General features: G+C 31.7%; 14 protein-coding genes. 4 read left to right on the top strand and 10 right to left on the bottom strand.

Annotated features, from left to right (window positions below):
- The first annotated feature begins 309 nt into the window (after window positions 1-309).
- Window positions 310-510 (top strand): Lacal_2735 family protein, encoded by a 201-nt coding sequence (locus MUN68_RS04060; protein WP_249995440.1) that lies wholly within the window; start codon window positions 310-312, stop codon window positions 508-510.
- Window positions 511-531: 21 nt separating this feature from the next.
- On the opposite strand, the gene MUN68_RS04055 is transcribed toward MUN68_RS04060, so the two are convergent.
- From MUN68_RS04055 to MUN68_RS04020, 8 genes are all read right to left on the bottom strand, one after another.
- Window positions 532-1,320 (bottom strand): ABC transporter substrate-binding protein, encoded by a 789-nt coding sequence (locus tag MUN68_RS04055; RefSeq protein WP_249995439.1) that lies wholly within the window; start codon window positions 1,318-1,320, stop codon window positions 532-534.
- Window positions 1,321-1,326: 6 nt separating this feature from the next.
- Window positions 1,327-2,928 carry a bacillithiol biosynthesis cysteine-adding enzyme BshC gene (gene bshC, locus MUN68_RS04050; RefSeq protein ID WP_249995438.1) on the bottom strand — a complete coding sequence of 534 codons (1,602 nt, stop codon included), beginning with the start codon at window positions 2,926-2,928 and terminating at the stop codon, window positions 1,327-1,329.
- 109 nt (window positions 2,929-3,037) lie between these two features.
- Window positions 3,038-4,510 carry an IMP dehydrogenase gene (gene guaB / locus MUN68_RS04045; RefSeq protein ID WP_249995437.1) on the bottom strand — a complete coding sequence of 491 codons (1,473 nt, stop codon included), beginning with the start codon at window positions 4,508-4,510 and terminating at the stop codon, window positions 3,038-3,040.
- 128 nt (window positions 4,511-4,638) lie between these two features.
- Window positions 4,639-4,980: a DUF6686 family protein gene (locus MUN68_RS04040; RefSeq protein ID WP_272792397.1), complete on the bottom strand. Its 342-nt coding sequence runs from the start codon at window positions 4,978-4,980 to the stop codon at window positions 4,639-4,641.
- Window positions 4,981-5,003: 23 nt separating this feature from the next.
- Window positions 5,004-7,199 carry a PepSY domain-containing protein gene (locus tag MUN68_RS04035; protein WP_249995436.1) on the bottom strand — a complete coding sequence of 732 codons (2,196 nt, stop codon included), beginning with the start codon at window positions 7,197-7,199 and terminating at the stop codon, window positions 5,004-5,006.
- A 10-nt stretch (window positions 7,200-7,209) separates the two neighbouring features.
- Window positions 7,210-7,695, bottom strand: a complete 486-nt coding sequence (locus MUN68_RS04030; protein ID WP_249995435.1) for a DUF2271 domain-containing protein — start codon at window positions 7,693-7,695, stop codon at window positions 7,210-7,212.
- 11 nt (window positions 7,696-7,706) lie between these two features.
- Entirely contained in the window at window positions 7,707-9,185 is a 1,479-nt protein-coding gene (locus tag MUN68_RS04025) for an ankyrin repeat domain-containing protein (RefSeq protein WP_249995434.1), read from the bottom strand.
- A gap of 1 nt (window position 9,186) precedes the next feature.
- On the bottom strand, window positions 9,187-10,092 hold the full coding sequence (locus MUN68_RS04020; protein WP_249995433.1) for a DUF6607 family protein: 906 nt from the start codon (window positions 10,090-10,092) through the stop codon (window positions 9,187-9,189).
- A gap of 104 nt (window positions 10,093-10,196) precedes the next feature.
- Here MUN68_RS04020 and MUN68_RS04015 point away from each other — a divergent pair, with 104 nt between their 5' ends.
- Window positions 10,197-12,338 (top strand): TonB-dependent receptor plug domain-containing protein, encoded by a 2,142-nt coding sequence (locus MUN68_RS04015; protein WP_249995432.1) that lies wholly within the window; start codon window positions 10,197-10,199, stop codon window positions 12,336-12,338.
- A gap of 12 nt (window positions 12,339-12,350) precedes the next feature.
- The gene (locus tag MUN68_RS04010) at window positions 12,351-13,448 is read left to right on the top strand and encodes an HmuY family protein (RefSeq protein WP_249995431.1); all 1,098 of its coding nucleotides are present in this window, start codon (window positions 12,351-12,353) and stop codon (window positions 13,446-13,448) included.
- Between the two features lie 57 nt (window positions 13,449-13,505).
- On the opposite strand, the gene MUN68_RS04005 is transcribed toward MUN68_RS04010, so the two are convergent.
- Window positions 13,506-14,369: a hydroxymethylglutaryl-CoA lyase gene (locus MUN68_RS04005; RefSeq protein ID WP_249995430.1), complete on the bottom strand. Its 864-nt coding sequence runs from the start codon at window positions 14,367-14,369 to the stop codon at window positions 13,506-13,508.
- A 38-nt stretch (window positions 14,370-14,407) separates the two neighbouring features.
- A complete protein-coding gene (locus MUN68_RS04000; RefSeq protein WP_394357630.1) occupies window positions 14,408-15,094 on the bottom strand; it encodes a LysE family translocator in 687 nt (228 codons plus the stop codon).
- A gap of 41 nt (window positions 15,095-15,135) precedes the next feature.
- Here MUN68_RS04000 and MUN68_RS03995 point away from each other — a divergent pair, with 41 nt between their 5' ends.
- Window positions 15,136-16,089 carry a T9SS type A sorting domain-containing protein gene (locus tag MUN68_RS03995; protein ID WP_249995429.1) on the top strand — a complete coding sequence of 318 codons (954 nt, stop codon included), beginning with the start codon at window positions 15,136-15,138 and terminating at the stop codon, window positions 16,087-16,089.
- Window positions 16,090-16,100: the final 11 nt, after the last annotated feature.

Raw genomic sequence — 16,100 nt, 5'->3', positions numbered from 1 at the left:
TAAATTAGAATTTGCAATAAACACATAAAAATTAAAACTTCATAATAGCGTTTCAATAAATAATTAGTTAATTCTCACATTGGCACAAAAAAAATTCTTAATACAAAGCTAATACTAACTTAACGTTGGTGTCCTCATTTTGTGACATCTTTGTACCAGTTAGAGGAGAAGTTATCTTCAATCTTTTATTTGAATTAGAAAAGTTAGTTAAAAAATCGGTCTCTGTCTTAAGACCGATTTTTTTTGTGCTCTATTTTTCTTGCTCTTTAATAATTTTTTATCTACATTTAATAGCTTAATATGCTAGCAATGAAGGATGCAAAAAAAATCATAGATAATCAGAGTAGGTTACTAACACGTTATAAAACTCTAGTTGAGCAGGCTTATAATTTAAGACAAACAGATGGTGCGCTTAGTGATTTTTCGGAATATAAAGCGATTAAGCTACTACACAAAATGAATAAGCTTAAGTTTTTAGCAAGAGATTTTAATCCTGTTCAACAAAACTAATCTCATACGTAAACACAAAACCTATATCGTATTTTGTAATTCCTTAAAGTAATCAAAGGCTTTTATCAGTCGAGAGCCATACCAAGAAAACGCTTCTCCATCAACAATTATAACCTCTGTTTCTGGTAGCATCGATTTAATTCCAACAATATCACTGTCTTTAAACGGATAAGGCTCGCTCGATAATAAAATAACATCTGGTAGTTTTTCTTTTAATTCTAGAAGTCCGATTTCAGGATAACGATTCACATCTTGATAGACATTTCTAAAATTATTAATTGAAAGCATTTCATTAATAAATGTTTGATTTGCTGCAACCATCCAAGGTTTTTTCCAAATAAAATAAGCAACATTTAGTTTAGGTCGATTTGAGATTAACAATTCAAAAGCGTTCCTTTTTAATTTGATTTCGGCAACGATAGATTCTGCTTTTTCAATTTTATGAAACAAAATACCATACATTTTTATAAGCTCCAAACAATCATCAATTGTATAAATATCACTTATATGAACTGGAGCAATGCTCTCTAATACGGAAATCATTTCTTTAGTGTTTTCTTCCATATTACAGAGAATCACATCTGGATTGAGCTTTTTTATCTTCTCTAAATGAACCTGTTTAGTTCCTCCAACAATAGTTTTTCCTTTTTGAAGATGTTTAGGGTGAATGCAGAATTTTGTAACACCAACAATGGCATCTTCTAAACCTAAATCAACTAACAACTCGGTTTGAGAAGGCACCAAACTCACAATGCGTTCTGGAATTCCATTTATTTGAAGTTTACGATTGAGTTGATCTTTTAAAAACATAAAACATTACACTTGAACTATTGAAAACTCACCTTTTAATGGTTTTAAACTATCTATTAATTTCGGAATGAATTCAGAACCATAGTCTAAATAAAACTCAGAAAAATTCATATAACGTTCTTGCAAACTCTGATTAGGAAATAATTCATTTTGAAGCTCTACAACACGTCTAATATGATCAGATAATTTTCGTTTTTGAGCCTTTAAAAGTCGTTTTTCTAAGTTTTCTAAACCTTTGACTTGCTTTTGTTCTTGAGCAGCAACAGCACCAATAAATGAACCATCAGTCTTTTCAGCTAAATCATATAATGCCTCAAACTGTTGTTTCAAATGTTGTACTTGCGATGAAAAATCAATATCTATTGCTGAAATCTGCTTCGTTATTTTAGTTTTTAGTGCCTCTTGATTTAAGAATAAATCTGAAACTTCAACATGCAATTTATCTAGCTTTTGTTTTTGTTTTTCAGTAATTAATACTACTGAATTACGAAGCAACAACATTGGAAACACAACATTTTGACTTTCGAAATTAGATTTTAATTCCAACCAATAAGCGAGTTCTCCACCTCCTCCAATGTAACAGAGATTAGGCAAGACAACTTCTTGAAATAAAGGTCGTAAAATCACATTTGGTGAAAACCGTTCTGGGAAGTCATAGACTTCTTTTAGTATCTCACTCTTATCCCAAGAAACATCAGTGTTATTGACATAAAAAATAGTATCTTTTTCAACAATGCGCTCTCTAACATTTTCAGTGATATAGAATAGGTTTATTTCTCTTGGATTAACTTGAATTTTATAGTTTCCGTCTAAGGCGTTTAAGTTTTCATTGGCTTCAGAAACTTTTGAGAAAGACGTTTGTTTTACAAGTTCCTCTTCAACATAAGGAATGAATTGTTGTTTCAAAGTTTTATCATTCCCATCAACAATTACTAAACCGAAATCCTTAAATAAATCATTCACAAGCTGATGCATGGCTTCCGCTAAATTAGAATGATTGAGATAAGCATCTTTAAAACGTTTTTTTAATTCTGAAGCATTCGTTGTTCCATTTAATTGAGCACTAAAAACTTCAAAAACGAGGTCTAAACTTTTAAGATTTAACTCACCAACAGCTCCTGAAGCATCTCTACTCCACTGTACTTTTTTTCCTTTAAAATTGAAATAATTAATTTCTTCAAAATCATGATCTTCAGTAGCCATCCAATAGATAGGTACAAAGTCGTATTCAGGATATTGAACTTTCAATTCTTTACATAAATTTATCGTAGAAATGATCTTGTAAAAAAAGTATAATGGTCCTGTAAATAAATTCAATTGATGACCAGTAACAACTGTAAACGTATTCGTGTTTTGAAGTAAATTGATATTGGTTTGCGTAAGGTCTGAAACCTCACTATTTTGATACTGTTTATTAAGAGATTTAACTAAAACTGTTCTAGACTCATCAGTAAAACTGGATTGCTTTTCTTCAATCTGCGCTTTAAAGTTTTCTAGTTTTGGGAAGCGATTATAAAACGGTTTTAAAGGTTCATTTTCATCTAAATAATCACATATTAATGACGAAAAATAATTGGTCTCTCTAAACGGTATACAGTCGGTTGGCATAAATACAATTCTATTGAAACGTAAAGATACAGTTATTGGATTTTTTGAATTGCTAAATTTTAGTTAATTCCTCCAAACGCATCTTGTCAGTAAAAAATCTAACAATAAATTACCTTGAATAATTAGGAGCTTCTTTAGTAATAGTCACATCATGAGGATGACTTTCATTAATTCCTGAACTCGTAATTTTCACAAAGCGTCCAGTTTCTTTTAAGGTTTCCACATCTTTTGCTCCACAATACCCCATTCCAGCTCTAAGTCCACCAATAAATTGATGAATACTTTCTTCCAATTCACCTTTATATGGCACACGACCAACAATACCTTCAGGAACTAATTTTTTAATATCGTCTTCAACATCTTGAAAATAACGATCTTTACTTCCTTGTTTCATGGCTTCAACAGAACCCATTCCGCGATATGATTTAAATTTTCGTCCTTCGTAAATAATGGTTTCACCTGGACTTTCTTTTGTACCAGCCAATAAAGAACCTAACATTACAGTATCAGCTCCAGCAGCAATGGCTTTAGGAATATCTCCAGTATAACGAATTCCACCATCAGCAATTACAGGAACACCAGAACCTTTAATCGCTGCAGCCACTTCTAAAACAGCCGAAAATTGTGGAAAACCAACACCTGCAACCACACGAGTAGTACAAATTGAACCAGGACCTATTCCAACTTTCACAGCATCTGCTCCAGCGTCGACTAAATATTTTGCAGCTTCACCAGTAGCGATATTACCAACAATAACTTCAAGTGATGGAAATTTCTTTTTTATATCTTTTAATACCATAACAACACCTTTGGTATGACCATGAGCAGTATCAATAATTACAGCGTCAACTCCTGCTTTAACTAAGGCAACCGTTCTATCTACTGCATCTCCTGTAACGCCAATTGCTGCTGCAACACGTAATCTACCATAGCTATCTTTATTAGCATTAGGTTTTTGAGTCACTTTAGTAATGTCTCTAAATGTGATAAGACCTTTTAACTTATAGTGATCATCAACGATAAGTAGTTTTTCAATTTTATTTTGCTGAAGAATAAGCTCTGCATCTTTTAATGACGTTCCAACTGAGGCAGTCACTAGGTTTTTACTGGTCATCACATCAATAATGGCTTTATCGTTTTCATGCTCAAAACGCAAATCACGATTTGTTACGATACCTTTTAAAGTTCCATTATCATCCACAATAGGAATTCCACCAATGCTATGTTCAGCCATATTTTGTTTAGCATCTAAAACTTTTGCAGTTAAAGGTAAAGTAACTGGGTCTATAATCATACCGCTTTCAGCACGTTTTACTTTTCGTACTTTTTCGGCTTGTTGATCGATAGTCATATTTTTATGAAGTACTCCAATACCTCCTTCTTGAGCCATGGCAATTGCCATTTTGCTTTCGGTAACCGTATCCATTGCAGCAGAAACTACAGGAATATTTATTGTAATGTTACGCGTGAATTTGGTTTGAATATTGACTTCTCTAGGTAAGACTTCAGAAAATGCTGGAACTAAGAGTACGTCGTCATAAGTTAGACCTTCTCCTACAATTTTATTTTCGTGTGCTGTCATGATGCAATTACAGTTATAATTGCATGCAAAGATACAACTATTATCAGGAAAACTGTTAAGAGCAGATTAAATCTTAACCGCAAATATCTATACGATTAAAAGAGCTACGTTAGCAGCTTAGAATCTAATCAATTCAAAACTAATTTATAGTCAATATCGTCAACTGACAAATACCATGAACAATTAGTTGATGCAAATTTAAACAACTGTTTTAACTCTCTAATTTCATACCTATTGAACATCAATACCAAATTGGTTTGCTTTGAAGGAATAGGAATTTTTCGGCTAACTTTTGCGTTTGCATATTTAGTTTCCCAATACGCTTCATCGAGTGTCAGAATAAAGTTTTTAAACCTTTTAAATTGTGCCGTAGTAAATTCAAAATAGACATTATTGAATTCTAAATGGTACAACTTACATTCGTTACAAATTGATAGTTCACCATGACTCACTTTTGATAATACTTTCACACTATGACACATACACTTTAGTTTTAATAGCAATCCATTTTAATTTGCGAATTGGCTTCAAATTCGCTCAATAACACATTAAGTTTGCTGCTTGTTATATCTCTTAATTGTTTTAAGACCTGATTTTGCATTACTATGGATCCGCAAATCATTATAACACCTTCATTTTTTAAATGTGTTGCTATAAAATCAGCTTGTTGAGCTATCAAATCCTGAACATATATTTTTTCTTTTTGCTCTTGCGAATAAGCTACTTGGCAAGTTTTTAATTGACTTTGATTCAATGCGTTTTCAATTAAAGTGGAATAAAGTTCAAAAGACGTTTTAGTACGTAACCCTAAGAATAGATGAATTTCCTTTTGTAATAAATTGCTACCAATCATTCCTAAAAAAGGTGCAATTCCAGTTCCGTTGGCAATCATAACAACAGCTTTTGAGGACTTCGGAACATGAAACACTGAATTAGGTTTAACAGTTGCTGAAACTAAGTCATTAACCTTAAGTGTACTTAAATATGAAGAACACAAGCCTTTTTCATGCTTTTTGATACTTAACAATACATCATCACCTATTTTTGCTACAGAATAATATCGAACAGCTTGATTATCATCTGGTCTAAATGCTAATAAATCTCCTGAATGAAATGTCTCCTTTTTATTCGGTTTTAATTGTAATATAAACGTTTGATCACAATTTAGGTCTGTGCGTTTTACCACTTTAAATTCTCTTGTATTTTTTGAATTCAATTTAACAGAAGGTTGCTTAACCTGAAGTTGTACATTATTAATTGTACTCCATTGATTCACCCAAATTTGAAAAGTTTCAAAGGACTGATTATTGATTTTGAATACTTCTGAGCTTTGCTGAAAACCTTGATGTGATTTCAATACATCATCAACAGTTTCAGCAAATTTACAATAGTCAGGATAGAGTAAAGATCCATAACCTACAATAGCATAATCTATAGTTTTATTTTGAGGAATTGTTGTTACTAAGTGTTTAAATCTATTCGCATTAATTGGCGCATCACCTTCACCATAAGTGGATGTAAAAATGAGAATCTGTTTAGCTTGTTGATAGTTGGTGTACGAATTCATTTCAGAAATAAAAACGGATTTACCTTGAGTAATTAGTGCTTCATAAAACAAACTCGCAAAACGAAACGTACTTCCTGTTTCTGAACCCACAAGAATAATAATTTCTGAAGTGTCTTGAGTAAATTTATTCTTTGGAATATTGGTGTTTTTTCTACGTTTTAAAGTCATTGCAAATCCGGAATAGATAAAAAACAATAACGTCACACAAACTAAAAACAACACAATAGACCATAAAATGGTACCTTGACCAGTATGCAAAAACAAACTCCACTGTGAAACTAATTGCACTAATGGATATTTTTGCTCACTTACTATTACTCCTGAATATTGATTGACTAGAAGTTCTTTGTCTTTCAACTTAATGAAGAAATAATCTTCTACATCTTCAGAAAATGGAAACTCTAAGCGTTTTACATCTGTTAACTTTAAGCTTTTAAAAACTTCGAAATCTGAAATTGGAATTTTATCAAGTTCTAAAGTTGAAAGCTCAGGATACTCATGACTAATCTTGGTTTCAGGAAGCAATGAAAATTTTTCTAAAGACAAATATACACCTGTAAATGCCACAATCACAATCGGAATTAAAATCCAACGACCAAGAACGACGTGATAATATTGTTCGAAGTTTTCATTAATAACTTTAGAAAAATATCGACGAATACCTCCTTGCCTTTTGGCTATTAAAATCATTCCAGAAAACGCCATTAAAATTAAAAAGAAAGACACCAAACCTACAATAAAGCGTCCTGTAGATTTTAAAAATAGTGAGCGATGTAAATTGATTGCAAAACTAAAAATAGGTGCTTTTTCGATTAAGCTTCCTAGCTTTTCACCTGTTTCAGGGTTGATGTAAAAGGTATCACTTTTACCTTCATTTGTAATCACAGAAGCTATAACAAAATCATTCTCATCGATTTCGACAGTGATGATTTCATCATAGCGTTTGCTTAAACTTTTTACTGTTGCTGCAACTGTTGTGTCTTCATTAAAACCATATGATTGCATCTGATTAGAAATGGGCTCAAAAGCCAAAATCATTCCAGTAACCGAAGCTAAAATTATAAATACAGAAGAAACTAAAGCCAGAATAAGGTGACTAAATCTCCAGATAGAAATGGTCATTTTAATGGATTTATTGAGGCATCATTCTAATGTATCTAATAAAACCTTTGCCTTCAATTTTACTTTTTACGTTTTCAGAGGTGAGTTCAAACTCGACATCACTTGTGTGATATTCTTGATCTTCAACTGCTGTTTCAAATCTAAGTTTGTAGCCTTTGTCTAGCTTGTCATCATCAATTTTTATCACATTGACAGCACGTTCACCTCCACTTATGGTTGCTCCTGTGATGGCATCGATATCTGTTCGTTTTTTTCCGTAGAAGCTCCACCAAGATTCAACCGTATTATACCACTCGTCATCATCACCTTTTACATATAGTGTTTTTTCGTATTCACCTTTAGGGTTGAGTAATGAAATGACGATGTATGCACCTTCACCAGTATAATTCGTCATTTGAATCATGCATTTGTATTTAGTTGATTCGGTTAAAGTCTTGAAGGACATTAAACCTAAAACCAAAATTAGCAAAGGCAATATTATGCGTATATTCTTCATAAAAATCTATACTATTTTAAAAATTCTATTGAAACCTTATTCTTTTTAAGCAACTCATTTTCTTTAGCTAAATCGTATGCAGTCTCTTCAAAATCGGTAGTTATAGTCTTATCTGCTCCTTGATCCATAAGAAATTTTAAGACCTCTGTATTTTCGGCTGTCATAGCTGCTAAAAGCAAGGCTGTATTACCTTCATTGTTTTTTACATTAATGTCTTGATCCATTTCTAAAGCTAACTTTAATAAAGTGATGCTATTTTTTTTAACAGCAAAATGAAACCAGGTGTTACCGTTTTTTTGAACAGCAGCTAAATCCAATTTATTACGTTTAAATAATTCCATTTTTTCATTAAATACCAATACATTTTTAATTGAATACGAATTGGCTAAGTAATAGGCTAGATTGTTTCCTTTAGCATCAATGATAGTTGTATCATATCCTTTTTTAATTAAAAACTCAACAACATCAGGCGTATTTCCTTGTACTGCTAATGACAAAGCTGATTGTCCTTTTTTATTGGTGTCATTGATCGTTTTTAAGTTTTCAATAAAAATCTTAACGACCTCTAAGGTGTTTCTAGAAGCTGCATTCATTACTGCATTATTTCCTTTAGCATCTTTAGTATTGACATCTAATCCTTTTTCTAATAAATAGTATATCAACTCAATATCTTTACTTCTAGATGCAACGATATGTAATGGAGACACATCTTCTTCATTAAAAGTATTAGGATTTAATCCTTGACTTTCTAAATACTTATAAACCTCTACTCCATTTGTAGTCCCTCGTGTTCCGTAAGCTGCAAACAAAAAAGCCTGATCATTCCCTTTAACTCCTTTATCGAGTAAAGCATTCATGAGTTTTATGTTTCCAGTTTTCGCAACATAATTAAAAACACCATTGCCTTTGCTATCAACACTTTTAATATCTAATCCTTTAGACTGAAAATAATTAATCAATTTAAAATCTTCATCACTTGGTGCCGCTAACAATAAAGCGTTTGCGCCATTAGGATTCAAATCTATTTTTAGGTCAGCTCCATTTGCTATGCATAAATCATAGACTTTAGTGTTTTGCTGACCTGACGATGCTGCAAAATTTAGAATGGTATTCCCTTTATCATCTGTAAGATCTGTTTTAGCCCCTTTCTTAAGTAAATAGTCCATAAACTCAACATTGCCTTTGTAAGCTGCCCAAAAGATGTAAGTTCTCCCATCATGAGTTAGTTTATTGACATCATTTCCTTTTTTAGATTGAATGCACTCAATAGTTTTATTTGGTGCATTTTGAAGAATTGCATACACTACAGCATCAAAATTATTACTATTGGCTTGAGCGATATTGTGTCCTTCTTTAATTTTTGAATCTATATCTTTAATTGAAGGATTAGTACTCCAATAATCTCTACTTAAAAAGATATTTTCTTGAGAAAAACCATAGACACTCATTAAAAGTGTAACTAAGGTTATAATTTTTTTATACTGTTTCATATTATTTTTTCACAAAAGATTCTATAACCTTATTAATTTGTTTTTCGTCATTTACTTCATCATCAAATAAATATTTATATAAGACTTTGTGATCAACTTTAGATTCTAATGACAAATTTTGGTGTCTTCCGTAAACTTCATTCCATTTGTTTCTAACTAAAGCCCATTTTTCTTGATGCGCTTTCCACCAGTTTGCAGCTGCCTGACATCTACTATCGACAACCTTAACATAGGTATTATATCCTTTTTCTTTTGCTAAGATTACGTCGTCTTTCCCATCTTCACGAATAATTTTATCGTTATCTTGATCATGCAACCAACCATAATTTGTGATTTCATGTCTATTACCCCTTAGTGTGACATTGTAATCACTTCGTTTGGTATATTCTCTTCTTGGTAATGGAGCAGTTGTAGTATTTTCCCAATAACTTTTCCCATCTACATGAACCCAAGTTGAAGACCCTTCATAACGCGGACTATCATCTACTTGATATACTTTTTGTGTCCATTGACCTTTAACCTCTTCAGCATTCTTTTTTTCAGAAAGCCAAGCATTATCGCCATTAAACATATAAAATTCACTATTTTCAAATAACCAATCTTGTCTCCAATGCTTCACAATATGTGGTTGCTCAGGATTTCCGACTTGTAATAAATGCTGAATAGATAGCTTGTTATCATCATCTTCAATTAATTCAGCCCACTCTAAACCTTTATCAACTTTGGTTTTAGAAGGCGTATATAATGAATCTTCACTATAGGAAAACGTCTCTGCAAAATTGAAAGTCACTTCATAGCAACCACACATTTTTTTAATGGCTTTTTTGTCTTGTTCTTTCTTGTTTTGAGCATTTCCTACTAATGAAAATGTAAAAATTAATACTAGTAAACCTGCTATTTGTTTCATTTTTAAGCGTTTATTTTTTATGATTAAAAAAAGTTTAAAATTACTTATTCTTATTTAGATTGAATTAAAATAAGTGTATATATTTGCGACAAAACTAATCAAGAATGAGTCTAAATAAAAATTTTTTTTGTATTTATTTTTTACTTTTTTCAGTCAGTTTATCTTTCTCGCAGACAACCAGCGAGATAGCTAAAGATTCTACTAAAGTTGAAACATTAGAGGAAGTTGTTATCACTGGACAATACAATCCACAGTCTATTAAGAAATCCGTACACAACGTCATTGTAATTAATAGAAAACAAATCGAACAACAAGCTGCAAACAACCTTGCAGATTTATTAAACTTCAATCTTAATCTGAATATTATACCAAATTCTCAATCAGGAAAATCGACTATTTCATTTTTCGGATTAGATGCACAATACTTCAACATATTAATAGATAACATACCATTGGTTAGTGATAATGGTTTAGGAAATAATATCGATTTAACACAAGTAAACCTTGATGATGTTGAACGTATTGAAATTGTAGAAGGCGCAATGGGTGTTGAATTTGGAGCTAATGCAGTATCAGGAGTCATCAATATAATTACTAAAAAATCAATTCATAATGATTGGGAAATTCAGGCCTATCTACAAGAAGAAACTGTTAGCGATGAATATGCATGGTTTGATGAAGGTAGACATATACAGTCTATTAATGTGTCACATAACATAAGTGATAAATGGTTTGCCAAAATTGGCTTTAATAGAAATGATTTTGCAGGTTTTTTTAATAATCGACAAGGTGAAAGTTACTATCAAAATGATGGTTTAAGAGGATACGAATGGCTACCTAAACATCAAATAGTTACAAATGCTTTACTTAATTACACAACTAAAAATTTTAGATTATTTTACAAATTTGAATATTTCAATGAAGAAATAAACTATTACGATGCTGCTGTAAGGGCTAATATAGACATCGATAACCAAACTAGTAACCCTTCTGCTACAGATCGAGTTTTTAGAACCAATAGATGGGTAAACAACCTTAATATTGATGGTCATTTAAACTCAGGTGCAAACTATAATGTTTCAATATCTTATCAACAACAAAAACGTAAATTAAACGAATTCAATTACTTTATTTTAACACAAAATAGAAGTAGCGAAACCGATGAAGTTTATCAATCAAGTAAAGTATTATTCTCAAAAGGAACCATTGATAATCTTGTAAAAAGTGACCTATACAACTTTCAATTAGGCTATGAAGCAAGATATATAGAAGGTTTCGACACACAAGCTTCAGGAGATATAACACAGGTTGACAAAACCAATACACAAAACAATATGGCTCTGTTTGGTTCTGCGGAAGTTAAACTATCTGAAAATTTCTCATTTAGACCAGGAGTTAGATATGAACATAATTCTCTATTTAATTCAAAGTTTTTAGGCTCTTTGAGTGCAAGATATTTACTTAAAAACGGATTTGAACTTCGTGGAAACATTGGAAGTTCATACAGAGTTCCAAACTTCGAGGAACTGTACTATTATTTTGTAGACTCAAATCACGATGTTCGAGGCAATGAAAATCTTGATCCTGAAAACGGATTCTCAGCCTTTGTAAATCTAAAGAAAAGAAGTTGGTTTAAAAATTCATCTTTAATTAACAATTTAAAATTCAGCTATATAGATCTATCAAATAAAATTGATTTAGCAATTGTAAACTCTACGCCTTTACAATATCAATATATTAATATTGATAGTTTTAAACTCATCGGAATCACGCTAGATAATACGTTTAAAACTGGTGGATTATCCTTCAATTTAGGAGCAACCTTCCAAGGCATTTCAAGAATCAATGAAGACGAGGTTAATGGAGAAGATAGATTTCTATATAATTTTCAAATTAATACGAGTGCTTCCTATTTCTATCAAAAATGGAATACTTCATTTACTATGCTGCTCAAATATAATGGTCAACAAGAGAATTATATCGCTGATGGAACAGATACTAATGGCAATTCTCTATTCACAAAAGCAACAACAGAAGCTTATAGCTGGCTTGATGCTTCCATAAAAAAATCATTTTTCAAAAACAAAGTTGATGTGACACTAGGTAGTAGAAATATACTTGACATTACAAACGTAAATGTGAGTAGTACTAATACTGGTGGTACACATTCAGCAAACAACAGCGCTCTTCTTTTGGGCTATGGACGTTCATATTACTTAAAACTATTATATAATTTAAATTTTTAAACACTATTTATTATGATAAACAAATTATTCAAAACAGCTTTGTGCTTATGTGTTATTGCTTTTACAAGTTGTAGCAGTGATGATGACAATCCTCAAGAACCATTAAACATTATAATTGATGGCGCAGCGATTGCTCCAGAAATTGGTGGTCCAAACCAACAAAATCAAGTTTATATTGATTTAAGCACTAATACAACTACTAGCGTTCAAAGAGACTCATGGGATTTAGGATTTTATTCTGGAAACGATTTTAGAGTTGTTATCAATGGCTCTATAGCTATGGCAACTACTGAACTTTATACAACTGATATAGATGCAATTACGTCTTCAACGCAAGAGGTTATAGATTTACAACCTCAAGTTAAGGTTGGAACTTTTGATAGCAGTAACTTAGCCTATGTTGATACTTTCGATGGTAATATTAATGGAACTGCAATTGAACAAATATCTGATATTGATTCTGAAAACAGTGTCTACTTAGTAAACCTAGGTAATGAAGTAGGTACTGATATTCCTGCAACAGGTGTTTCCTTAGATGGAGAGGAAAGAGGATGGATAAAAGTACGCATACTAAAAGAGGGTAATAATTATATCTTACAATATGCCGATTTAGATGCTACAACTCATAACGAAGTAACAATTTCAAAAAGTGCAAACTATAATTTTACATTCTTCAGTTTTAATACTGAATCTATTGTAAACGTTGAACCTTTAGCTACAAAGTGGGATTTAAACTTTAGTGTTTTTACTGATGAAGTTTTTGCTGGACCAGACAGCTATGGTGCTTATATTTATGCTGATTTTGTATCGAGTAATAATCTTGAAAATGTTGGTATTTATATGATTGACACAGAAGAAAACACAGAATTATCATATGATAACTTTACATTATTAGATGTTGATGCTTTCAATTTCTCTACTGACAGACGTGCTATTGGTAGTTCTTGGAGAAATGGTGGTGGACCTGGCACTGCACCTTCTTTAAAGGACAATGTGTTTTATATCGTTAATGACACAGATGGAAACTTATATAAGTTACAGTTTTTAGCTTTAACGAATTCTGAAGGTGTTCGAGGATATCCTGAATTTGTATATAGCTTATTACAATAAATTATAAAGAAATAATTCTTAAGAAAACCCTTTCTATCATGAGAGGGTTTTCTCGTTTTAATGATATTGAGTAAAAATCTTAGTTGCTTCGTTATAAGAACTTTCGAAACTCATCGCATTAAGATTATTATTTTTATTTGAAGTAAAATAGGATAGTAGTTTTTCGGTTGGCATATTTCCTGTGAGTTCATCTTTCGCCATTGGGCAACCACCAAAACCCTGAATTGCGCCATCAAATCGCATACATCCTGCTTTATATGCTGAATCTACTTTTTCAAACCAAGTCGTTGGTGTTGTATGTAAATGTGCTCCAAATTCAATATTAGAATATTGCGGAATTAAATTAGAAAACAAATAATCAATATTTTCAGGATCAGAGCTTCCAATAGTATCACTTAAAGACAAAATCCTTACTCCCATTTTACTCAGACGTTCTGTCCATTCTCCAACAATATCAACATCCCAAGGATCTCCATAAGGGTTTCCAAATCCCATAGAAATATAAACCACGACTTCTTTATTATGTGCATTTGCTAATTCTAAAATTTCAGAAAGTGTGACGACAGATTGCGCAATAGTTTTATGTGTATTACGCATTTGAAAGTTTTCAGATATTGAAAATGGATATCCTAAATAATCAATTTCTGGATGTTGACAAGCATCATTTGCGCCACGTGTATTAGCTATAATTGCTAAAAGTTTACTTGTAGTTGTACTCAAATCGAGCTTTGATAATACTTCAGCAGTGTCAACCATTTGCGGAATGGCTTTTGGAGAGACAAAGCTTCCGAAGTCTATGGTATCAAATCCAACTCTTAAAAGCGATTGAATGTACTGTACCTTTTTATCAGTAGGAATAAAATCCTTAATGCCTTGCATAGCATCTCGTGGACATTCAATTATTTTAAGTGTTTTATTCATTTAGCCCAAAGATAGTGATTATGATTCTGTTTTTAAATCTATTTTTTAGAAGTAAAAATTAAGATCGCAATACCTATAAACACAATTATTTGGAGCCATTTTAGATACAATCCAGTACGCTTATGTTGCATAATATATTCTGAAATTGAGCCAGCTAGAATAGCAATAGTTGAAAAAATGAATGCAGAAACACTCATAAATAGCAATCCTAAAACATAAAACTGAAGCACAGTACTCATCGAATCATTAAATAAAAATCCGGGAAAAAATGCTAAAAAGAAAATAGACACTTTCGGATTTAACACATTCATAATAAAGCCTTGTTTAAACAATTGTGTCATGCTTTTCTTGGGAATATCTCCTGAAGTTAGACTCAATTCAGCTTTAGCTCTAAATACCTTGTATGCTAAATAAAGTAAATACAATGCTCCAAAAAGTTTGATTATAAAAAAGAGTGAATCATTTTCCTTTATAATTGCAGACACTCCAAAAGCGACCAATGAAGTATGTATCAAACAACCAGAAATCAAACCAGCAACAGTCGCTAGACCAAATTTCTTTCCATTTACGATACTTTGCATAAGCACGTATATATTATCTGGTCCTGGAGAAATTGCTAATACAGACGTTGCAATAACAAATGAAAAAAGAAGATCGTAATTCAGTGTGTTTAGTTTTAGTAAAAATAATATTAAAAAAACAAAATTACTGTAAGTAATTAACATGTATTTACGACTGAATACATTTATAATTAAACTGTAATCACATGAAAAACTTTACTTTATCTATTAAATCTCTACTCATATTTATCATTGTTTTACAAACAGGAGTTTCGTTTTCACAGTCTATTGCAAGTTATAATATTACATTTTCTAGTGTTTGGGAAAATGAAATTGTTGATCCTGAAAACGGAAATAGTACAGCAACAATTCCAGGAAATGCACATTGGTCAAATCTTGTTGGCGCAACACATAACAGTAATTACAAATTAGTTGAAATGGGAACTTTAGCCACTACAGGTGTTAAAAATGTAGCAGAAACTGGTAATAATGATGCTCTTATGATTGAAGTTTTGAACGAAATTAATAACACAGGCAATGTAAACCAATGGTTACAAGAACCTATGTCTCCTTTTAATAATATAAGCTCTGCAACACTTAGTGATGTTATAGTAAATTCAGATTTCCCATTATTAAGTTTAGTATCTATGATTGCTCCTAGTCCAGATTGGATGATCGCTATTAATGGCATAAACTTAAGAACTGGTGGCACATGGAATAATGAAATAATAATTCCTTTATTTCCTTATGATGCTGGAACAGACAGTGGATCTATGTATGCATCTGCAAACTTGCCAACAGTACCTAATCCTGAGCCAATTTCAGCATTAATAAATCAAGCACCTTTTAACGCCAAGCCTATTGGGACAATTACAATCTCTTTAAATGAAGTCTTAAGTCTCCCAGATCAAGAGATAACTAAAGTTCTTGTGTCTCCAAATCCATCTAATGGTTTGATTAAAATCAGCACATCGAATTCTAACATAATGAAAGAGACTTTAGTATTTGATGTCTTAGGAAAACAAGTCGTTAAGATGAATAATAAAGATCTAGATTCTTCATTAAAATTAGATTTGACAGCCTTAAATAAAGGTATTTATCTAGTTAAATTTGAACTTCAAGATGGTGCTTTTATTACAAAAAGACTAGTTTTAAACTAAAAAGAGCTCGC

Source organism: Psychroserpens ponticola (assembly GCF_023556315.2).
GTDB lineage: Bacteria > Bacteroidota > Bacteroidia > Flavobacteriales > Flavobacteriaceae > Psychroserpens > Psychroserpens ponticola.
The sequence above is the reverse complement of the archived record's forward strand: the minus strand, read 5'-3'. Positions and strand labels throughout refer to the sequence as shown.